The organism is Enterobacter sp. KB-280D8, from assembly GCF_041399405.1.
GTDB classification, from domain to species: domain Bacteria; phylum Pseudomonadota; class Gammaproteobacteria; order Enterobacterales; family Enterobacteriaceae; genus Enterobacter; species Enterobacter cloacae_N.
The window spans coordinates 66,913-86,761 of sequence record NZ_JBGKEC010000008.1 but is presented as its reverse complement, the minus strand read 5'-3'; the positions used below and the strand labels follow the sequence as shown (position 1 = coordinate 86,761).

General features: G+C 56.4%; 17 protein-coding genes. 6 read left to right on the top strand and 11 right to left on the bottom strand.

From position 1 onward, the window contains the following. The first annotated feature begins 156 nt into the window (after nt 1–156). A complete protein-coding gene (locus AB8818_RS18610) occupies nt 157–501 on the top strand; it encodes a YejG family protein (RefSeq protein ID WP_028013883.1) in 345 nt (114 codons plus the stop codon). A gap of 3 nt (nt 502–504) precedes the next feature. Here AB8818_RS18610 and yejF read toward each other — a convergent pair whose 3' ends face one another. The 9 genes from yejF to AB8818_RS18565 all read right to left on the bottom strand — a co-directional run bounded on the left by yejF (nt 505) and on the right by AB8818_RS18565 (nt 12,098). Then, on the bottom strand, nt 505–2,094 hold the full coding sequence (yejF, locus tag AB8818_RS18605) for a microcin C ABC transporter ATP-binding protein YejF (protein WP_166711836.1): 1,590 nt from the start codon (nt 2,092–2,094) through the stop codon (nt 505–507). A gap of 1 nt (nt 2,095) precedes the next feature. Then, nucleotides 2,096–3,121, bottom strand: a complete 1,026-nt coding sequence (locus AB8818_RS18600) for an ABC transporter permease (RefSeq protein WP_116338655.1) — start codon at nt 3,119–3,121, stop codon at nt 2,096–2,098. Then, a complete protein-coding gene (locus AB8818_RS18595; protein WP_116338657.1) occupies nt 3,121–4,215 on the bottom strand; it encodes a microcin C ABC transporter permease YejB in 1,095 nt (364 codons plus the stop codon). Before AB8818_RS18595 ends, AB8818_RS18600 begins: the two co-directional genes overlap by 1 nt. A gap of 9 nt (nt 4,216–4,224) precedes the next feature. Beyond that, entirely contained in the window at nt 4,225–6,030 is a 1,806-nt protein-coding gene (locus tag AB8818_RS18590; RefSeq protein ID WP_116338659.1) for an extracellular solute-binding protein, read from the bottom strand. Nucleotides 6,031–6,104: 74 nt separating this feature from the next. After that, on the bottom strand, nt 6,105–7,661 hold the full coding sequence (locus tag AB8818_RS18585; RefSeq protein WP_163330249.1) for a cyclic di-GMP phosphodiesterase: 1,557 nt from the start codon (nt 7,659–7,661) through the stop codon (nt 6,105–6,107). 128 nt (nt 7,662–7,789) lie between these two features. Further along, nucleotides 7,790–8,359, bottom strand: coding sequence for a bifunctional murein DD-endopeptidase/murein LD-carboxypeptidase (mepS, locus tag AB8818_RS18580; protein ID WP_116338663.1), 570 nt, complete (start codon nt 8,357–8,359; stop codon nt 7,790–7,792). Between the two features lie 415 nt (nt 8,360–8,774). After that, complete coding sequence (locus AB8818_RS18575; protein ID WP_371199946.1) at nt 8,775–9,488, bottom strand: phosphatase PAP2 family protein; 714 nt, start codon at nt 9,486–9,488, stop codon at nt 8,775–8,777. A 33-nt stretch (nt 9,489–9,521) separates the two neighbouring features. Continuing rightward, complete coding sequence (locus AB8818_RS18570) at nt 9,522–10,508, bottom strand: GTP-binding protein (RefSeq protein WP_192983142.1); 987 nt, start codon at nt 10,506–10,508, stop codon at nt 9,522–9,524. A gap of 123 nt (nt 10,509–10,631) precedes the next feature. After that, nucleotides 10,632–12,098, bottom strand: a complete 1,467-nt coding sequence (locus tag AB8818_RS18565) for a mannitol dehydrogenase family protein (RefSeq protein WP_192983140.1) — start codon at nt 12,096–12,098, stop codon at nt 10,632–10,634. A gap of 205 nt (nt 12,099–12,303) precedes the next feature. On the opposite strand from AB8818_RS18565, the gene uxuA reads away from it, so the two are divergent. Continuing rightward, nucleotides 12,304–13,494, top strand: coding sequence for a mannonate dehydratase (gene uxuA, locus AB8818_RS18560; protein ID WP_163330245.1), 1,191 nt, complete (start codon nt 12,304–12,306; stop codon nt 13,492–13,494). A gap of 45 nt (nt 13,495–13,539) precedes the next feature. Here the strand turns inward: uxuA and yeiP are convergent, their stop codons facing one another. After that, nucleotides 13,540–14,112 (bottom strand): elongation factor P-like protein YeiP, encoded by a 573-nt coding sequence (gene yeiP / locus AB8818_RS18555; RefSeq protein ID WP_014884579.1) that lies wholly within the window; start codon nt 14,110–14,112, stop codon nt 13,540–13,542. 162 nt (nt 14,113–14,274) lie between these two features. On the opposite strand from yeiP, the gene AB8818_RS18550 reads away from it, so the two are divergent. Next, a complete protein-coding gene (locus AB8818_RS18550; RefSeq protein ID WP_163330244.1) occupies nt 14,275–14,529 on the top strand; it encodes a YkgJ family cysteine cluster protein in 255 nt (84 codons plus the stop codon). Here AB8818_RS18550 and setB read toward each other — a convergent pair. Further along, nucleotides 14,526–15,707 carry a sugar efflux transporter SetB gene (gene setB, locus AB8818_RS18545; protein ID WP_192983137.1) on the bottom strand — a complete coding sequence of 394 codons (1,182 nt, stop codon included), beginning with the start codon at nt 15,705–15,707 and terminating at the stop codon, nt 14,526–14,528. The genes AB8818_RS18550 and setB overlap by 4 nt on opposite strands. 361 nt (nt 15,708–16,068) lie before the next feature. Between setB and fruB the strand changes: the two genes are divergently transcribed. The 3 genes from fruB to fruA are packed head-to-tail and all read left to right on the top strand — an operon-like array spanning nt 16,069 to nt 19,839. Continuing rightward, entirely contained in the window at nt 16,069–17,199 is a 1,131-nt protein-coding gene (gene fruB, locus AB8818_RS18540; RefSeq protein WP_116338675.1) for a fused PTS fructose transporter subunit IIA/HPr protein, read from the top strand. After that, entirely contained in the window at nt 17,199–18,137 is a 939-nt protein-coding gene (gene fruK, locus AB8818_RS18535; protein WP_116338677.1) for a 1-phosphofructokinase, read from the top strand. The genes fruB and fruK overlap by 1 nt, the downstream gene beginning before the upstream one ends. A 16-nt stretch (nt 18,138–18,153) precedes the next feature. Next, nucleotides 18,154–19,839 carry a PTS fructose transporter subunit IIBC gene (fruA, locus tag AB8818_RS18530; protein ID WP_371199944.1) on the top strand — a complete coding sequence of 562 codons (1,686 nt, stop codon included), beginning with the start codon at nt 18,154–18,156 and terminating at the stop codon, nt 19,837–19,839. The last annotated feature ends 10 nt before the right edge of the window (nt 19,840–19,849 follow it).

The window sequence follows — 19,849 nt, the reverse complement described above, 5'->3', positions numbered from 1 at the left end:
TCAAAAAGGTTGAGTTAGATCGCAGAAACGGGTACATATAGCGCCGACGCGAGCCTCGATACCGATAAAAAAGCGCTGAATAGTGCAGGTTGGCGATGATGTGTTACTATAAATGTAAATAAATTGTGAAGTAAATTTTGCTTCCGGGGAACGAACGTGAATACATTACAACTCTCCATTGTCCATCGCTTGCCCCAGAGCTACCGCTGGTCGGCGGGTTTTGCAGGTTCGAAAGTTGAACCGATTCCGCAAAGCGTCGCGGGCTGTGAGAATTGCCTGGTTGCGCTCAAGCTGCTGAGCCCGAGCGATGAAAATGCGTGGCGGGTGATGGAGCGTCTCAGCCAGGCTTTGACGGATATCGAAGTGGACAGCTCCGTACTGGAGTGCGAAGGGGAGCCGTGCCTGTTTGTGAAAAGCCAGGACGAATTCGCCGCGACCTGCCGTCTGAAAAACTTTGGCGTTGCAATTGCTGAGCCTTTCTCCGGCCAGTATCCGTTTTAAGCGCTAGTCTGCCGCGAGCAGCTGGCGCGTGTAGCTCTGCGTTGGCGCAGTAAATACGCGCTGGCAATCCCCCTGTTCGACCACCTCACCCTGTCGTAGCACAATCACCTGATGGCACAGCGCCCGAACCACCTGCAGATCGTGGCTGATAAAAATATAGGCCAGCCGGTGCTTTTCCTGTAGCCCTTTCAACAACGCAAGAATCTGCGCCTGAACGGTTCTGTCCAGCGACGAGGTCGGTTCATCCAGAATAATCAGCTCCGGTTTCAGGATCAGCGCGCGGGCAATGGCGATGCGCTGGCGCTGTCCGCCGGAAAATTCCGCAGGGTAGCGGTGGCGGGTCTCGGGATCTAAGCCCACTTCAGCCATGACCCGCATCACCTCCTGTTCCCGCTGTTGCGCGCTCAGCTGAGGCTGATGAACGCGCAGGCCCTCTTCGATAATCTGCAATACGCTGAGGCGCGGGTTAAGCGAGGAGTTGGGATCCTGAAACACCACCTGCATGCGGGGCCGCACGGGCAGCATCTGGCGACGGTTCCAGCGGTGCAGCGGCATATCGTCAAACAGGATCTCGCCCTCTGAGGCAATTAAGCGCAGCAGTGCCAGACCGGTAGTGCTTTTACCCGAACCGGATTCGCCTACCAGCCCCAGGGATTCACCCGGACGCAGCGAGAAGCGGATATTTTTCAGGACCGGATTCTGGTCGACGATGCGCCGCAGAATGCCTTTGCGGATCGGGAACGAGACGGATAAATCATCAACGCGCAGCAGCGGTGTGCTGTCTGCCGCGAGTGGCACCGGGTCGCCGGAAGGCTCGCTGTCGAGCAGGCGCTGCGTATAGGGGTGCTGCGGGGCGTTCAGCAGCGTGGATGCGATATTCTGTTCAACGCAGCGTCCGTTTTGCATTACCGCAACGCTGTCGGCCAGCTTTTTCACGATGCTCAGGTTGTGCGTGATAAACAGCAGGCTCATGTTCAGCTCGTCACGCAGCTCCCGCAGCAGCGTCAGAATTTGCGCCTGCACCGTTACGTCCAGCGCCGTCGTCGGCTCGTCGGCAATCAGCAGCTCTGGCCGGGTGAGCAGGGCCATGGCGATCATCACCCGCTGGCGTTCGCCGCCGGAGAGCTGGTGCGGAAAATCATTCAGCCGTTTGGCCGCGTTGCGTATGCCTGTCCGTTCCAGACAATCCAGCATTTCGCCCCGCGCGGCCTCTTTGCGCATGCCCCGGTGCAGAGAGAGCACTTCATAGAGCTGTTTTTCCAGGGTATGCAGCGGGTTGAGAGAGACCATCGGCTCCTGGAAGATCATGGCGATTTTATTGCCGCGGATCCCGCGCAGGGTTTGCTCATCCGCGTGCAGCAGCGAAGTGCCGTGAAACAGAATATCCCCTTGCGGGTAGCTCACCGGCGGAGAAGGCAGCAGACGCAGGATGGAGAGCGCCGAAACGCTCTTGCCTGAGCCGGATTCACCCACCAGCGCCAGCGTTTCACCGCGCTGGATCTGCAGCGACAGGTCAGTGACTACGGTCCGCGTCTCGCCCTGCTTTGAGAAGGCAATCGACAGGTTATCAATACTGAGAAGAGGCTGCGTCATCTTATACCGCCTTGTTGGGATCGAAGGCATCGCGTACGGCTTCGCCGATAAAAATCAGCAGCGAAAGCAGCACGGCCACGGAAAGAAAGGCGGTGATGCCCAGCCACGGAGCCTGCAGGTTGTTCTTGCCCTGCAGCAGCAGTTCGCCGAGCGACGGCGACCCCAGCGGCAGGCCGAAGCCCAGAAAGTCCAGCGAGGTGAGGGTGGTGATGGAGCTGCACAGAATAAACGGCAGGAAGGTGAGCGTTGCTACAACGGCGTTAGGCAGCATATGGCGGAAGATGATTCCCCGGTCGCTCACTCCAAGCGCCTGCGCGGCGCGGATATAGTCGAAATTACGGGTGCGCAGAAACTCTGCCCGCACCACGCCTACCAGCGCCATCCAGCCAAACAGAACGGTGATGCCCAGCAGCCACCAGAAGCTCGGCTGCACCACGCTGGAAAGCAGGATAATCAGAAACAGCGTTGGCATACCAGACCAGACTTCGATGATACGCTGACCCCACAGGTCAATTTTCCCGCCGTAGTAGCCCTGAACGGCGCCGGCCACCACGCCCATTACGCTGGAGAAGATCGTCAGCATCAGCCCAAAGAGAATAGAAATCCGCGTACCGTAGAGAATGCGCGCCAGCACGTCGCCGCCGTTAGCGTCCGTCCCCAGCCAGTTTTGCGCAGAGGGCGGAGAAGGGAAGGGGGTCGTGGTCGCGAAGTTAATGCTGTTGGCACCAAAGCGCACCGGCGCCCAAAGGGCCCAGCCGTGCTGTTCGATCTGCTGGCGCAGCCACGGATCCTGATACTCCGCCGGCGTCGCAAACGGGCCGCCGAAGTCGCTTTCACTGTAGTTAGCCAGTACCGGCACATACCAGCGGTCGTTAAAGTGCACCAGCAACGGTTTGTCGTTGGCGATCAGCTCCGAACACATGCTCAGGACAAACAGGACGGCAAAAATCCACAGCGACCAGTAGCCGCGGCGGTTATGGCGAAAACGGGCCCAGCGGGCCTGGTTAACGGGGCTTAAACGCGGCATCAGCGGCCCTCAAAATCAATTCGGGGATCGACCAGCGTATAGCTGATATCACTGACGATATTCAGCAGCAGGCCAATCAGGGTGAAAATATAGAGCGTGCCAAACATTACCGGATAATCGCGCGACACGGTGGCTTCGTAGCCCAGCAGGCCGAGACCGTTAAGCGAGAACATCACCTCAATCAGCAGCGAGCCGGTAAAAAACATGCTGATGAACGTGGCCGGAAACCCGGCAATCACCAGCAGCATGGCGTTGCGGAAGACGTGTTTCCACATAATTTGCTTCTCGCTGACCCCTTTGGCGCGGGCGGTCACGACATACTGCTTGCGAATTTCATCGAGAAACGCGTTTTTGGTCAACATGGTCAGGGCGGCAAACCCGCCGATCACCGTTGCCAGAACCGGCAGCGTGATATGCCAGAGATAGTCGGTGATTTTCTGGTACCACGGCAGCGTGCTGAAATCGGCGGAGACCAGCCCCCGCAGCGGGAAGATGTCGAAGTAGCTGCCCCCGGCAAAAAAGACGATCAGCAGGACGGCAAACAAAAACGCCGGAATAGCATAGCCGATGATGATAAAAGTGCTGCTCCAGATATCGAAGCGGCTGCCGTTATGCACCGCTTTACGGATCCCAAGCGGTATAGAGACCAGATAGATAATCAGCGTCCCCCACAGCCCCAGCGTGACCGAAACCGGCAGGCTTTGCTTGATCAACGTTAACACGGACGCACTGCGGAACAGGCTATCGCCAAAATCAAAGCGGATATAATCCCAGAGCATCTTGAAATAGCGCTCGTGAATTGGCTTATCAAAGCCGTAGCGATGGGTGATCTCGGCGATCACCTCAGGATCCAGCCCGCGCCCGCCGCGGTAGTGGCTTTCACTGATATTCCCCACGCCGGTGCGCGCATGGCTCGCGCCCATGCCTTCTCCGCCGCCGCCGGGCATGCCGCCGCTATTGCCAAACTCAATGGCGGCAATAGCCTGATCGACCGGGCCGCCAGGAGCTATTTGCACGATAAAAAAGTTAATGGTGATAATGGCCCACAGCGTGGGAATGACCAGCAGAAGACGGCGTATTAAATAGGCACCCATGATAATTCCTTATCGCCGCTCGGCGGGCAGTCTGGCGGCTTTATTTACGTCATACCACCAGGTGTCAAAGCCCAGCGAATAGACAGGGCGCACGGCAGGCACGGAGAACTTGTCCCAGCGTGCAAGCCGGTCTTCGCCCATATACCACATCGGTAGCATGTAGTAGTTCCAGGTTAAGACCCTGTCGAGGGCGCGACCGAGCGGCAGAAGTTTTTCTTTATCGCCCTGCGCCGCCACAATTTTTGCAATCAGGGCATCAATCGCCGGGCTTTTTACCCCGGGCGCATTGTAGGACGAGTCGATGTAGCTGGAGGCCCAGGAGATTTGCAGGTCCGAGCTGGGCCACGGCTGCGCGGGCCACAGGCGCTGCATCATGTCGTAATCACGGCTGCGCATGCGGTTGGTGATCTGCGCGTTATCAACCTGACGAATATTCATGGTGATCCCCAGCCGCGCAAGGTTGTGTTTAAACGGCAGCACCCACTGATCGTTGCCGCCGGAGGAGAGCAGCAGTTCAAAGCTTAAAGGCTTGCCGGTTTTCGCATCGACGCGCTTCTGATTCTTCAGCTGCCAGCCTGCCTCATCCAGCAGCTTGCTGGCCTTCAGCAGATTGTCGCGGTCGTACCCGTCCCCTTTTGAAGCGGGCGGCTGAAACACCGTGGTAAATACCTCCGGCGGCACGTCCGCTTTCAGCGGCGCCAGCAGGACCAGTTCGTCGGCTTTCGGGTAATCCCGCGCGGCATATTCGGTGTTCTGGAAATAGCTGTTCGCACGGCTGTACGCCCCGTAAAAAAGCGCTTTGTTCATCCATTCAAAATCAAAGGCCAGGGAAATCGCTTCCCGAACGCGGCGGTCTGTAAATACCGGGCGCTGAATATTAAATGCCAGCCAGCGCGTGTCCTGGGCGGATTCGTTTTTATGCTCGTCTTTCACGATGTAGCCTTTCGTGAAGTTTTTGCCGATATAGCGGGTCGCCCAGTTTTTGGCGCTGCTCTCCACGCGTAAATCGAATGCGCCGGCCTTGAAGGCTTCAAACGCCACGTTATCGTCGAGGTAGTAGTCATAGCGAAGGGTGTCGAAATTCCAGCGCCCGCGGTTTACCGGCAGGTTAGCCGCCCAGTAGTCTTTCACGCGGGAATAGACCACGTACTGCCCCATGCGCCAGTCGGTAATGCGGTAAGGGCCGCCGGCCAGCGGTGGCGTGGAGAGCGGGTCGCTTAACTTATGGCTTTTCCAGAACGATTCAGGCATAACCGGCAGCGAGAACAGGCTGAGCATATTCTCTTTGTTCGGTTCGCTCAGCTCGATGCGTACGGTGAGCGGCGCAATGGCGCGCACCGTTGTGCCTTTATACACAATGCGGAACTGGGGAACGCCTTCGGTCATAAATTTATGAAACGTAAAGGCCACGTCGCTGGCCCTGACCGGCGTGCCGTCGTGAAAGCGGGCCCGGGGGTTTAGGGTAATTTCGGCCCAGGCGAAGTTATCCGCGTAGCGCACGTTATCGGCAATCAGCGGGTAGTAGCTGCCGGGCTCATCATCAGACGTCACAAAAAGCGTGTCGTAGAGCGATTCTGTTCGCGCCGCGGCCACCCCGCGCAGGGCGAAGCGGTTAAAGTTGTCGAACGTTCCCGTCGCCGAGAGCGTGACCTTTCCACCCTTAGGGGCGGCAGGATTGACGTAATCGAAGTGCGTAAAATTGACCGCGTATTTGGGCTCGCCAATCACGGCGAACGCGATGTTCTCTTTGATGGTTTGCGCCTGGCTGGACAGGCTCACTACTGCCAACCAAAGCAACATAAAGCGCATAAACATCTCGCGGCGGCTCCCTCTTTTACAGACCGGCTCAGTAAAGCTGAATAATAAGTGACGCCACCGGCAATGTGAAATTATTCACCGTCAGGCGACAGCGTATTTTGCCACGTGCGGAACTGCTCCAGCGGCATCGGGCGGCTAATCCAGTACCCCTGCAGGTAATTAACCCCATGCTCGCGCAGCCAGGCCGCCTGTTCCGGCGTTTCCACCCCTTCCGCAACGGTCGACATATTCAGTCGTCTTGCCAGAGTCAGTACGGCATCCAGCACCGGGGAGGTCACGGTTTCTGTGCCAATGGCGTTGACGAAACCACGGTCGATTTTCAGGTAGTCCATGGTGAAATGTTCAAGATAAATCAACGCACTGTGGCCGGTGCCGAAATCGTCGATGGCAATTTCAAACCCTTCGTTATGCAGCCATTCGAAGAGGCTGTTAGCTTCCCGATGGTTAAGCATGTCGCGCTCGGTAATTTCCAGTACGATCTGGAAGTAATCAGGCGGTAGCAGGGCTTTGAAGGTGCGCATATCGTCTTTGAAGCTTTCCGCATGCAGATGCCCCGGCGCGATATTAATGCCCACTTTCGCACCCGGCGGCAGCACGGTCTGTAACACTGGCGCATCGTGAATAATCAGGTCAAAAAGATGCAGCGTCAGCGGGACAATCAGCTTCTGCGCTTCGGCAAAATTGATAAAAGCGTCCGGCGGGATCTCACCCATGGTCGGGTGCTTCCAGCGCATCAGGACTTCAAGCCCGGTCATCCTGAGCGATTTGGCATCGACAACGGGCTGATAAACCACATAGAACTGGCCGCGCTTGATGGCGCTCAGAATTTCTTTGCCCGGGTTGAGGCGCGTGGTAAGGATGTAGAAGTTCAGCGACCCTGCCGCAATCCCGCATACCAGCCCGAAGAACAGGGCGTAAAGTATCTCATCGCTCGTCCACTCCTCGGCGTACAGGTTGATGGTCAGAGGAACGTCTTTGAGCGTCGCGGTGCGCGCGGGCGTCTCGTGTAAATCCTGCGCCCTGACGAGGGTGCTCGACCTGGTCGATAACGCATTGTCGCCGATGATAATCGCGATACCCGCAAACTCGTCCTGACGCGCGGTATAAAGCAGGTACGGCGTCAGGTTAAGATTCACTGAGGTGAATACGCCGCCGTCTTTCACGAGCGGGTTACGATACCAGATGGCAATCGCGGGTTTATTGGGCAGCATGGGGGTGCCGGGGAGCAGCGCGACATCAACCTGCTTGTTGATGTGCAGCTCGGGTATCAGCTCCTCCATCGGGGCATTCATTGGCCCTGTGGCTGACGAGCAGAACGCCATTTTGTCTCTGACCAGCAGGAAGGCACGCACGTTGAGGCTGAAGGCTGCGCGCGAGGTTAGCTCCGCGTTAACGTCATGGCAATTATTGAGCGTGAGCGGCTGGAGCACGTCGATCGAGGCTTTTAGCTCGTCAAAATAGCTATCCATGTAGATGCTCACATCCTTAATCAGCGTATCGAATCGAATTTCCCGCTTGTGGTAGCTCCAGAGAAATTGCAACGAACCCAGGAGCAGGGCGGCAATCAGGCCGGTAATGATACTGAGGATCAGTATCTTTCGATGACTGGAAAAGTAGCGGGTGAGCATAAACGTCGTGGTTCCTGAATTGCCGCTGATAGTATTCATTGTAACGGGCAAAAAAAAAACACCGCCGAAGCAGTGCTTTTTTTTATTGTATCGCCAGCCAAGGGATAACCAACGATACAATCATCATATTAACTGCGGGTCAGTACGCGTCGCGCTTCGTTGTAGCGCTTCTTCCAGTACGGTTCATTCATGCTGGAAATAGTCACACCGCTGCTGGTGGAGGCATGTACAAACTGGTCGTTACCAATGTAGATACCCACGTGTCGACCTGTCGAACCCGCACGGAACAGAACTAAATCGCCGGTGCGCAGTTTGGAACGTGAAATCGACTTGCCCATCTCCTGCTGTTCGTAGGTCGAACGCGGAAGGTCTAACCCAAATTGTTCACGGAACGTACGCTGTACAAAACTGGAACAATCAATGCCTTTTTTGGTACTGCCGCCAAGACGGTAACGCACGCCTTTCCAGTCAGCATACTGGTCCATAATGCGGGACTTCACGTCCAGATTACGTACCATATTTTCAAATTCATCCTGAGAGGCTTGCAGTGAAGAGGCGTCTTCCATTCCCACAACACGCGTCTCAGGATGCATATTCTTTGCGGTGTTCGATGTACTACATGCAGATAACAGTACCGCGACTGCTATCGCCGGGATCCCCCGTAAGATATATCTCAGAAACGGTTGAGATTTGACCATTTTGTTTATTTTCCCTTGAAGTCCTTAACGACAAATATCGTTATAAAAATGCCAAACGTGACGAGACTAATTATCTGTTCACAATGAGACAATTGTTTCTGGCGACATTTGTGGCGCAGCGCACAAAATTATTCACCATGGAAATAATTATCCCTATGGGGCAAAACGAGTTCGAGATTAACCGATTGCCTGGGGTATTGCGAGTAAAAAAAGCCTTTTTTTTATAAGAAATTGTGATACAGAAAGTAAAAATCCGTAAATGCTCAAAATAGCGGCAGATCCATAGCGTAATCGCGCAATTGCTTCATTTTTATCATGAATACGATGACGAGAATATGACAGCGAGGAAGGATCGTGGGAAGCGCTCTATCAGGGATCGCTATGATCCCCGAGCGTTAACGTTAAAAGATGTTGATTATTTGTTTAATACTTGTTGCTTTCTGCGCGGGAGGTGGCGATCGAAAACAGCAATCAGGCGATCGCTCAACGGCGTCATCAAAACCCACGGCAGACCAATCAGTACCGCGGAAAGGGAACCCACAACAATATCAGTTAGCCAGTGAGTGCCGATCATTACGCGCGGAAAGGCAAATATCACCACAATAAGCAGGGCAATAGCGAACGCTTTCTTGCCGAAATAGCGCAGCATGAACCCAGAGAAAATAAGCAGCATCATGCCGTGATCGCCCGGGAAACTGTCTTTCGACGCATCTTTTGTTGGAATATGCAGCAATTCACTCACGCGATAAATATTCGGGAAAGAGAGCGAAGGACTTGCACGTTTTACCGGCATCAGATGTTGCGCCAGCTGATTAACGATCACCGCGGTCAGAAGCATCACCAGTCCGATAATCAGGATACGGCGACGCCCTGAATAATCCTCTTTGAGCCAGAAAGAGAGCATCAGGCAGCCCATGGCCAGCAGGGAAAAGCCGTCAAAGGCGCGGTTGTTGGTGATCGCCACCAGCCACAGGTAGGCGTCGCTCTTCACTAGCCCCTGGTTGAAGAAATGAAACAGGGATGAATCCAGCGGGAACCAGAAACCGTGATTCACCGGGATATACCAGGAGAAGAAAAGCGCCAGACCGGCGACATTAAGCAGTAATATCAGGGGAATTCGAGTCGTCATAACGTTCTGCATAGAGTGAAAACTGGGGCAACGTTAGCCGCCCGAACTTAAACGAAGCTTCAACAGGCTGGACTGCAGGGCATTCCAGTCGGCGTTAACCGCACTAATTAACTCTATTCGGCTGTCAGGCGGCGCGACGTTTTGCGTTTCGATAAAGAAATCGTCGCCCTGGCGGTTGATCCTTACCAGCCCGTCTGGCGTGCGCATAATCCCTTTCACGCGGTCGACCGGCGCAAGCCTGGCCCACTCAAGGATGCCAATGGTATCGAAAACGGTATCGGCATCGAAAATCCATCCGCAGGCCTGATACCCCTGACCGCTGTTCAGATTACGACGCCAGCGCTGATGTTCCGGCAGGCTAAGCGCGGCCAGGCCCTGTTTTGCAGGATGGTGATGCGCATGCTCCGCGCTGGCCGGAAGTTCCGTCAGATTCAGGCGAGGAAGATCCAGCAGGGCGCTGTCAATGTTCCCCTGGGTGGTCTGCACCCGCGTTCGATTGCAGCCGAAATGTTGCCACCACGCGTCCAGCGCGGCCTGGCTTTCCGGCGTGGCGCGATCTTCTTTGTTGGCGACGATAACGTCTGCTGAGGCAAGCTGATCGCGGAAGTTTTCATTGGCCACCGCTTTTTCATCCAGAAGCTGACGCGGATCGAGCAGGCACAGCGTGGCGCGCAGATCGATCCACGGCTCGTAAACCGGGGCGGTCAGTAAATCGAGGATCTGCTTCGGGTGGCCCAGACCGGTGGGTTCAATCAGCAGGCGGTCCGGTTTACCCTGACGCAGCAGCGTATTGAGACCCACCTGCATCGGCAGGCCGTTTACGCAGCACATGCATCCGCCGGGGATCTCTTTAATCATCGCGCCGCTGGATGAAAGCAACGCGCCATCAATGCCCACCTCGCCGAATTCATTGACCAGCACGGCCCATTTCTCTGCGGGATCTTTATTTGCCAGCAGATGAAGGATTGAGGTGGTTTTACCGCTGCCGAGAAAACCGGTGATGAGGTTGGTTTTGGTCACGTGCGCTCCGCAAGAGAATTGTGATGCTATAACACTATGCTCTTATCCTGGCGAAAAACGGGCGCAATGAGAAGGGGGAGGGCGAACGGAGGCGATATCCGTTCGCATTAAGCGCAATAATCGCTAAAGATTTAACGTTTCTATAACAGCCTGACGTGCGCCACGGCGGGCGATGCGCTGGTAGGCCTGGCTGACAGCCTCTACAAAGAGGCTATTCTGCGCGAGATCGTGACCAAATACCTCACTTAGCCCCAGCAGCGCGTGGACGCGATCGGTATCGTTGCTGGCGTCGACAATCGCGCGAATTTTATCGCTGAGGGGATCGCGAACGTCAATCGCGTTGCCGCGTTCGTCGAACCCGCTGACGTAGCGCATCCAGCCGGCGACGCCCAGCGCCAGCAGCGGCCATGCTGTTTTACGCTCAAGGTGGACGCGGATCCCATCCAGCATCCGCTGCGGCAGCTTCTGGCTGCCGTCCATCGCGATTTGCCATGTACGGTGCTGTAGCGCCGGGTTAGCAAAACGCTCAATCAGACTGTCGGCGTAAGCCTTCAGGTCGACATCCTTTATGCGCAGCGTGGGTGCCTGCTCATCCAGCATTAACCGGCGGGCGGCTTCGCGGAAGGTGGTGTCTTCCATACATTCATTAATATGCGCGTACCCGGCAAGATACCCAAGATACGCCAGGAAAGAGTGGCTGCCGTTGAGCATGCGTAATTTCATCTGCTCCCATGGCAGAACGTCCTGCACCATCTGAACGCCTGCGGCTTCCCACTCAGGACGTCCGGCGACGAAATTATCTTCCACTACCCACTGAATGAACGGTTCGCAGCTGATGGCGCACGGATCGTCAACCCCGAGCGCGTCGGCGATTTCCCTGAGCGAGGCCTCCGTCGCGGCGGGAACAATTCTGTCGACCATCGTTCCCGGAAAACTCACGTGGCCTTCGATCCACTCCGCCAGCGCGGGAGAACGCTTTTGCGCCATGCCGAGCACCGCGTTTTTCACTACGTGGCCGTTGTCCGGGATATTGTCACAGGAAAGCACGGTAAACGCAGGCAAGCCGCGCTCGCGGCGGCGATTGAGGGCTTCGACCAGGATCCCCGGTGCGGAATGCGGTTCAGCGGGGTTTTCGAGGTCGTGAAGGATCCGGGCGTTTTGCAGATCCAGCTTACCGGTCGCGGGATCGATGCAGTAGCCTTTCTCCGTAATGGTGAGTGACACAATCGCCACCTGCGGCTCACAGAATTTCTCAATAATAGCGGGAACAGAGTCCAGCTTTGCGTTCAGACATTCATGTACGGCCCCGACAACAATCGGCTGATTTCCTTCCGCGCCTTTCTCCAGCACGGTAAACAGGTGATCCTGGGCGCGCAGCTGGCTCATCAGCACATCGCCGCTGAACAGGCTAATCTCACAAATCCCCCAGTCGCCGCCTTTTTCATTCAGTACCCGGTTTGTTAACAATGCCTGGTGCGCGCGGTGAAACGCACCGAAGCCAAAATGGACGATGCGGGAGCGCAGTTGCTGACGATCGTAGCGCGGTTGCTGAACCTTCGCGGGAAGGGCGGTGGAGGCAATTGTCTTCATGAGATACACACCTGATTAACCATTAATTAACAATGTCAGTGTAAAGTTATATGACAGCAAATAAAATTGGTGAGCCGTAAATATCCCCGTTCTGTGAGTTTGATCAATCAATGTGTGGCGGTATGTTGACCCTTTACGGTAAACATGTATGGTAGTCGTCATTGCAGTACCCCATATTGGTATAACAACTTGAGAGGAAGAGGTAATGGAACAAACCTGGCGTTGGTACGGGCCGAACGATCCGGTTTCTCTTGATGATGTGCGTCAGGCTGGCGCAACGGGTGTCGTTACGGCGCTGCATCACATTCCTAACGGCCAGGTCTGGCCGGTTGAGGAAATTCAGCAGCGTCAGGCGCTGCTGGCGGAGAAAGGATTAACCTGGTCTGTGGTAGAGAGCATTCCGGTTCACGAAGATATCAAAACCCATTCCGGTGAATACCAGACCTGGATTGCGAACTATCAGCAGAGCATTCGCAACCTGGCGGCCTGCGGCATTGATACGGTTTGCTATAACTTCATGCCTATTCTGGACTGGACGCGTACCGACCTTGAATATCAGATGCCGGACGGCTCGAAAGCGCTGCGTTTCGACCAGATTGCCTTTGCGGCATTCGAGCTGCATATTCTGAAACGTCCCGGTGCCGACGCGGATTACACCGCTGAAGAGCAGCAGCAGGCGCTCGCGTGGTTTAACGCTGCCAGTGACGCAGATATCGAAAAGCTGACCCGTAATATTATTGCGGGCCTGCCGGGGGCTGAAGAGGGCTATACGCTGGATCAGTTCCGCGCGCGTCTGGCGGAATACGGCGATATTGATAAGCAGCAGCTGCGTGAAAACATGGCGTATTTCCTGCGCGCTATCGTGCCGGTAGCGGAAGAGGCCGGCGTACGTCTGGCGGTGCACCCGGACGATCCGCCGCGTCCTATTCTCGGCCTGCCGCGCATTGTTTCTACCATTGAAGATATGCAGTGGCTGAAAGAGACGGTAAACAGCATCTATAACGGCTTTACCATGTGTACCGGCTCCTACGGCGTGCGCGCGGATAACGACCTGGTGCGGATGATTGAAACCTTCGGGGATCGTATCCACTTCACGCACCTGCGTGCGACCTGCCGTGAGGAGAATCCAAAGACGTTCCACGAGGCGGCGCACCTGGGCGGCGACGTGAATATGGTGGCGGTGGTCGACGCTATCCTGGCGGAAGAGGCACGTCGCAAGCAGGCGGGCGATGTACGTCCTATTCCGTTCCGCCCGGATCACGGGCATCAAATGCTGGACGATCTGCGTAAGAAAACCAACCCGGGCTATTCGGCGATTGGCCGCCTGAAGGGGATGGCGGAAGTGCGCGGGGTTGAGCTGGCGCTGAAGATGACGAAGTATCCGGAGCTTCTGTAACCGGAATTGTCGGGTGGCGGCTTCGCCACCCGACAAATGCCATAATCAGTCAGCACGACCCATATAGCGTTTTTCTTCGATATGGATACGGATTTTCTCGCCAGCGGAGAGGTATTCCGGTACCTGCACAACCAGGCCGGTGGTCAGGGTTGCTGGTTTGTTGCGGGCACTTGCTGACGCGCCTTTAATGCCCGGTGCGGTTTCAACGATTTCCAGATCGACGGTCTGCGGCAGTTCCAGCGCCAGCAGCACGCCGTCCCAGGTCAGCACCTGCATGTCTGGCATCCCGCCTTCAGGGATAAACAGCAGCTCCTCTTCAATCTGATCTTTGGTGAAGATATACGGGGTGTAATCTTCTTTATCCATGAACACGTACTCGTTACCGTCGACGTAGGAGAAATCAACGTAGCGACGGGTCAGGGTCACGGTATCGACAATATCGTCACCTTTAAAACGTTCTTCCACCTTCAGGCCGGTACGCACATCGGCGAAACGCATTTTGTACAGCGTCGCTGCACCACGGGCGCTCGGTGCCTGAATGTCGATGTCTTTCACAATCAGCAGTTTGCCGTTGTAATTCAGTACCATACCTTTCTTAATTTCGTTCGCTCTTGGCATTGCAGTAATCCTGTCTACGGGAGGTAAAAAATATCGCGCCAAATTACTCGCGCGCGGCCTTTCAGGCAAGCGGAATTAGTGGCTTTTGCTATCAATACGCAAAAGGTGTTACTGTGCGCCCGATGCCCGACTGTACGGGCGTTCGTCACCGAGAGAGCATGTATGGATTGTCGTCCAGATTGCGGCGCGTGCTGTACCGCTCCGTCCATTTCAAGCCCCATCCCAGGAATGCCGGAGGGCAAGCCTGCCAATACCCGCTGCGTTCAGCTCTCTGAATCCAACCTGTGTATGATCTTTGGTTCGCCCTTGCGCCCGAAGGTCTGTTCCGGGCTTCAGCCATCGGCCGAAATGTGCGGCAGCACGCGCGCGCAGGCGATGACCTGGCTGCTTGAACTGGAGGCGCTCACTGCGCCTTAAACGTCTTTGATCCTCACCAGACAGCCAATCGTCAGCGTACACATCAGCAGCGCAATCCAGAATACCGTGTGATAGTTCCAGATCTCGGCAACGATTCCGGCCATTGAGCCCGCGATAATCCAGCCCACGCGGGTGGTATTAGTATAAAGGGTGGTGGCGGCACCTGCCTGGCCCGGCATCAGATCCTGGAAGTAGAGCATGCCAATCCCCGCCAGGATGCCGATATAAATGGCGTTCAGCAGCTGTAAGGCCAGCAGGAGTCCCGGCGTATGCACCGTCAGCATACCAACGTAGAACAGCAGCCCGGCGACGGCCGCGACGCGCATTAAAAAACGCTTTCCGAAACGCTTCGCATAATAGCCTGCAATAAGCATGGTCGGGATCTCAAGGCCCGCGGCGGTGCCCATCATAATGCCGGCCAGCTTCTCCGGCAGGTGCAGCTCATCAATAATAAACAGCGGCATGTTGATGATATAAAGGCTGTTGGTGCCCCACATCAGCGTGCAGATAACAAACAGGAGCAGGGCATCGCGGCGGTTACGACGCGGTGCTTCCAGCACGCCCGTTGCCACTTTGGGCTCTTTGCGCATTGACGGCAGAAAGCACCACACCAGCGCGCCGCACGCCACAAACGCGACCGCCGCGCTCAGGTACATCACCGTAAAGCCAAACCCCATCGCCAGCGCGTAGGCCAGCGGCGGGCCAATCACCCATGCCAGCGACACCTGAGCGCGCAATATCGAGCTGAACATTACCGCTTCCCGCCCGGTATGGTCGGCATGCTCGCGGGCGAGGGCAAATAGCTGCGGGTTGGCGGTTGAGCCAAAGCTGCTCAGAAAAACCCCGATGAACAGCAGAACAAAATAGTTACGGTTCCAGGCAAACAGGACGCAGGCCAACACCCCCAGCAGACAGCAGAAAACGATCAGGCTTTTACGATCGCCCTTGCGGTCGGAACGACCGGCGAGAAACTGGCTGACGAGAATGCCAATGATGGCGCTTCCGGTAAAAAAGAAGCCAACCATCGCCGGACGGGCGTGTACTTCGTTAGTCAGGAATAAGCTCAGCGTCGGGGTTTGCAACGCACCGGCGATGCCAGTGAAGAAGGCAACAATCAGGAACGCCGTTGATGTCAAATCAAAGGGCTTCGGCGCGGTGGCCGCAGGGGTGTTATCCATGTTTTATAATTAGCGAGTAGCAGAGAGGGGCGGAGTTTACGCCGTCAGCTAAAAAATAAACAGTGGGTGAAGTCAATTACGCCACGAAAAATCAAAATGGCATTTCAACTTACGCCCCACCTGGCTGAACTTAGCTGAAACTGGTTTGCTGAACTTCAGCAAAATTCAGCTGAGCGCAGAAGAAATGTGCAGTATCTCTAAATTCTGATATCGGAAAGACGACTTTTCTTGCAAGCCATTGCAGAAAGCGCAAGACTTTTTGAAACGTTTCAGCGCTATCTTGTTTAAAAAAACGGAGCAGGCTAGCGCATTTTTTCTCATGTAAGCTGAAACGATTCACTTTCAGCAGGAGAGGAGAACCATGTTCCAGTTATCTGTTCAGGATATTCACCCGGGCGCTCAGGCCGGGGATAAAGAAGAGGCCATTCGTCAGGTTGCCGCTGCCCTTGTGCAGGCGGGTAACGTCGCGGACGGCTACGTAAACGGTATGCTGGCGCGCGAGCAGCAGACCTCCACCTTCCTCGGCAATGGCATTGCCATTCCGCACGGCACAACCGACACCCGCGACCAGGTGCTGAAAACCGGCGTGAAGGTTTATCAGTTCCCGCAGGGCGTACTCTGGGGCGACGGCCAGGTGGCTTATGTGGCTATCGGTATCGCGGCCAGTAGCGACGAACACTTAGGCCTGCTGCGTCAGCTGACGCATGTCCTGAGCGATGACTCCGTGGCGGAACAGCTGAAGTCTGCAACGACTGCTGAAGAGCTGCGTGCGTTGCTGATGGGCGAAAAACAGAGCGAAGCGCTGAAACTCGATAACGACACGCTGACGCTGGATGTTGTGGCCTCCGACCTGGTCACGCTGCAGGCGCTGAACGCGGGTCGCCTGAAAGAAGCGGGTGCCGCTGATGCCGCCTTTGTGACGCGCGTGATTAACGATAAACCGCTGAATCTTGGTCAGGGTATCTGGCTGAACGACAGCGCTGAGGGCAACCTGCGCAGCGCGATTGCAGTGAGCCGCGCGGCCACCGCGTTCGACGTTGAGGGTGAGACAGCAGCCATGCTGGTGACCGTGGCGATGAACGATGAGCAGCCGGTTTCCGTTCTGAAGCGTCTGGGCGATCTGCTGCTCAACAATAAAGCTGAAAAACTGCTGAACGCCGATGCCGCGACCGTGCTGGCCCTGCTGACCAGTGACGACGCACTCACCGATGATGTGCTGAACGCCGAGTTCGTGGTGCGTAACGAACATGGCCTGCATGCCCGTCCGGGCACCATGCTGGTTAACACCATTAAACAATTTGAAAGCGAGATTACCGTGACCAACCTGGATGGTTCGGGCAAACCGGCCAACGGCCGTAGCCTGATGAAAGTCGTCGCGCTGGGCGTGAAGAAAGGCCATCGTCTGCGCTTCACCGCGCAGGGTGCAGATGCTGAACAGGCGCTGAAAGCAATTGGCGACGCCATCGCGGCGGGTCTGGGGGAGGGCGCATAATGAGCAGACGTGTTGCGACTATTACGCTGAACCCGGCTTATGACCTGGTGGGGTTTTGCCCGGAAATTGAGCGCGGCGAAGTCAACCTCGTGCGTACCACTGGCCTGCATGCTGCGGGCAAAGGGATTAACGTCGCGAAAGTGCTCAAGGATCTCGGTATCGATGTCACCGTGGGCGGATTCCTCGGTAAAGATAACCAGGATGGTTTCCAGCAGCTGTTCAGCGAGCTGGGCATTGCCAACCGTTTCCAGGTTGTGCAGGGCCGTACCCGCATCAACGTTAAGCTGACGGAGAAAGACGGTGAAGTAACCGATCTGAACTTCTCTGGCTTCGAAGTGACGCCAGCTGACTGGGAGCGCTTTGTTAACGACTCCCTGACCTGGCTTGGTCAGTTCGACATGGTGTGCGTCAGCGGAAGCCTGCCGTCCGGCGTCAGCCCGGAAGCGTTTACCGACTGGATGACGCGCCTGCGCAGCCAGTGCCCGTGCATTATCTTCGACAGCAGCCGCGACGCGCTGGTTGCGGGTCTGAAAGCCTCTCCGTGGCTGGTGAAGCCAAATCGCCGCGAACTGGAGATCTGGGCAGGCCGTAAGCTGCCGGAATTAAAAGATGTGATTGAGGCTGCCCATGCGCTGCGCGAGCAGGGTATTGCTCACGTGGTGATCTCGCTGGGTGCAGAAGGGGCGTTGTGGGTTAACGCTTCAGGTGAATGGATTGCCAAACCGCCGTCAATGGAAGTTGTGAGCACCGTTGGCGCAGGGGATTCCATGGTTGGCGGCCTGATTTACGGCCTGCTGATGCGTGAATCCAGTGAACATACGTTACGTCTTGCCACCGCCGTTGCAGCCCTGGCCGTGAGCCAGAGCAATGTCGGTATTACCGATCGTACCCAGTTAGCCGCGATGATGGCGCGCGTTGACTTAAAACCTTTTAACTAACAGCAGGAGAGGAATAATGAAAACGCTGCTGATCATTGACTCCGGTCTCGGACAGGCTCGCGCCTACATGGCGAAGACCCTGCTGGGCGCGGCGGCACAAAAAGCACACCTGGACATCATTGATAACCCAGGCGATGCAGAGCTGGCGATTGTCCTGGGCGATAAAATCCCCGCTGACAGCGCCCTGAACGGCAAAAAAGTGTGGCTGGGCGATATTAATCGCGCGGTGGCACACCCGGAACTGTTCCTGAGCGAAGCGAAAGGTCACGCGACCGTCTACAGCGCGCCGGTCGCGGCGGCTCCGGCTACGGCATCGGGGCCGAAACGCGTTGTTGCGGTCACGGCCTGCCCGACGGGCGTGGCGCACACCTTTATGGCGGCTGAAGCCATTGAAACCGAAGCGAAAAAACGCGGCTGGTGGGTGAAGGTTGAAACTCGTGGCTCCGTGGGTGCGGGCAATGCCATTACGCCGGAAGAGGTCGCTGAGGCCGATCTGGTGATTGTGGCGGCAGATATTGAAGTGGATTTGGCGAAGTTTGCCGGCAAGCCGATGTACCGCACCTCTACCGGCCTGGCGCTGAAAAAGACCGCGCAGGAATTTGATAAGGCACTGGCAGAAGCCAAACCGTATCAGGCCACTGGCGCAGCCAAAACCCCGACCGAAGGTAAAAAAGAGTCTGCGGGCGCATACCGTCACCTGCTGACCGGCGTCTCCTACATGCTGCCGATGGTGGTGGCTGGTGGCCTGTGTATTGCGCTCTCCTTCGCCTTCGGTATTGAAGCGTTTAAAGAGCAGGGCACGCTGGCGGCAGCGTTAATGCAGATTGGCAGCGGCTCCGCGTTCGCGCTGATGGTGCCGGTGCTGGCAGGCTTTATCGCCTTCTCTATTGCTGACCGTCCGGGTCTGACCCCGGGTCTTATCGGCGGTATGCTGGCGGTGAGCACCGGTTCCGGCTTTATCGGCGGTATCATCGCCGGTTTCCTCGCCGGTTACGTTGCGAAGCTGATTAGCTCGAAGCTGAAGCTGCCGCAGAGTATGGAAGCGCTGAAGCCAATTCTGATCATTCCGCTGATCTCCAGCCTGGTGGTCGGTCTGGCGATGATTTACCTGATTGGTAAGCCGGTTGCGGGCATCCTTGCGGGTCTGACCCACTGGCTGCAAACCATGGGTACGGCGAACGCGGTGCTGTTGGGCGCGATCCTCGGCGGCATGATGTGTACCGACATGGGTGGTCCGGTGAACAAAGCGGCGTACGCGTTTGGCGTTGGCCTGCTGAGTACCCAGACCTACGCGCCGATGGCGGCGATAATGGCGGCTGGTATGGTGCCACCGCTGGCGCTCGGCCTGGCGACGATTATTGCCCGTCGTAAGTTCGACAAAGCGCAGCAGGAAGGTGGCAAAGCGGCGCTGGTGCTGGGCCTGTGCTTCATCACCGAAGGCGCGATTCCGTTCGCGGCGCGTGACCCGATGCGTGTTCTGCCGTGCTGTATCGTCGGCGGCGCGGTAACGGGTGCCATCTCCATGGCGATTGGCGCGAAGCTGATGGCTCCGCACGGCGGTCTGTTCGTCCTGCTGATCCCTGGCGCCATCACCCCGGTCCTGGGTTATCTGCTGGCGATTATTGCCGGTACGCTGGTGGCGGGTCTGTCTTACGCGGTGCTGAAACGTCCGGAAGCGGAAGTTGTGGCAAAAGCAGCTTAAGCGGTAAGCA

Coding starts and splice junctions, on each gene's coding strand:
- yejF (WP_166711836.1), bottom strand. CDS start 2,094: ATGACGCAGCCTCTTCTCAGTATTGATAACCTGTCGATTGCCTTCTCA.
- AB8818_RS18600 (WP_116338655.1), bottom strand. CDS start 3,121: ATGCCGCGTTTAAGCCCCGTTAACCAGGCCCGCTGGGCCCGTTTTCGC.
- AB8818_RS18595 (WP_116338657.1), bottom strand. CDS start 4,215: ATGGGTGCCTATTTAATACGCCGTCTTCTGCTGGTCATTCCCACGCTG.
- AB8818_RS18590 (WP_116338659.1), bottom strand. CDS start 6,030: ATGTTTATGCGCTTTATGTTGCTTTGGTTGGCAGTAGTGAGCCTGTCC.
- AB8818_RS18585 (WP_163330249.1), bottom strand. CDS start 7,661: ATGCTCACCCGCTACTTTTCCAGTCATCGAAAGATACTGATCCTCAGT.
- mepS (WP_116338663.1), bottom strand. CDS start 8,359: ATGGTCAAATCTCAACCGTTTCTGAGATATATCTTACGGGGGATCCCG.
- AB8818_RS18575 (WP_371199946.1), bottom strand. CDS start 9,488: ATGACGACTCGAATTCCCCTGATATTACTGCTTAATGTCGCCGGTCTG.
- AB8818_RS18565 (WP_192983140.1), bottom strand. CDS start 12,098: ATGAAGACAATTGCCTCCACCGCCCTTCCCGCGAAGGTTCAGCAACCG.
- uxuA (WP_163330245.1), top strand. CDS start 12,304: ATGGAACAAACCTGGCGTTGGTACGGGCCGAACGATCCGGTTTCTCTT.
- yeiP (WP_014884579.1), bottom strand. CDS start 14,112: ATGCCAAGAGCGAACGAAATTAAGAAAGGTATGGTACTGAATTACAAC.
- AB8818_RS18550 (WP_163330244.1), top strand. CDS start 14,275: ATGGATTGTCGTCCAGATTGCGGCGCGTGCTGTACCGCTCCGTCCATT.
- setB (WP_192983137.1), bottom strand. CDS start 15,707: ATGGATAACACCCCTGCGGCCACCGCGCCGAAGCCCTTTGATTTGACA.
- fruB (WP_116338675.1), top strand. CDS start 16,069: ATGTTCCAGTTATCTGTTCAGGATATTCACCCGGGCGCTCAGGCCGGG.
- fruK (WP_116338677.1), top strand. CDS start 17,199: ATGAGCAGACGTGTTGCGACTATTACGCTGAACCCGGCTTATGACCTG.
- fruA (WP_371199944.1), top strand. CDS start 18,154: ATGAAAACGCTGCTGATCATTGACTCCGGTCTCGGACAGGCTCGCGCC.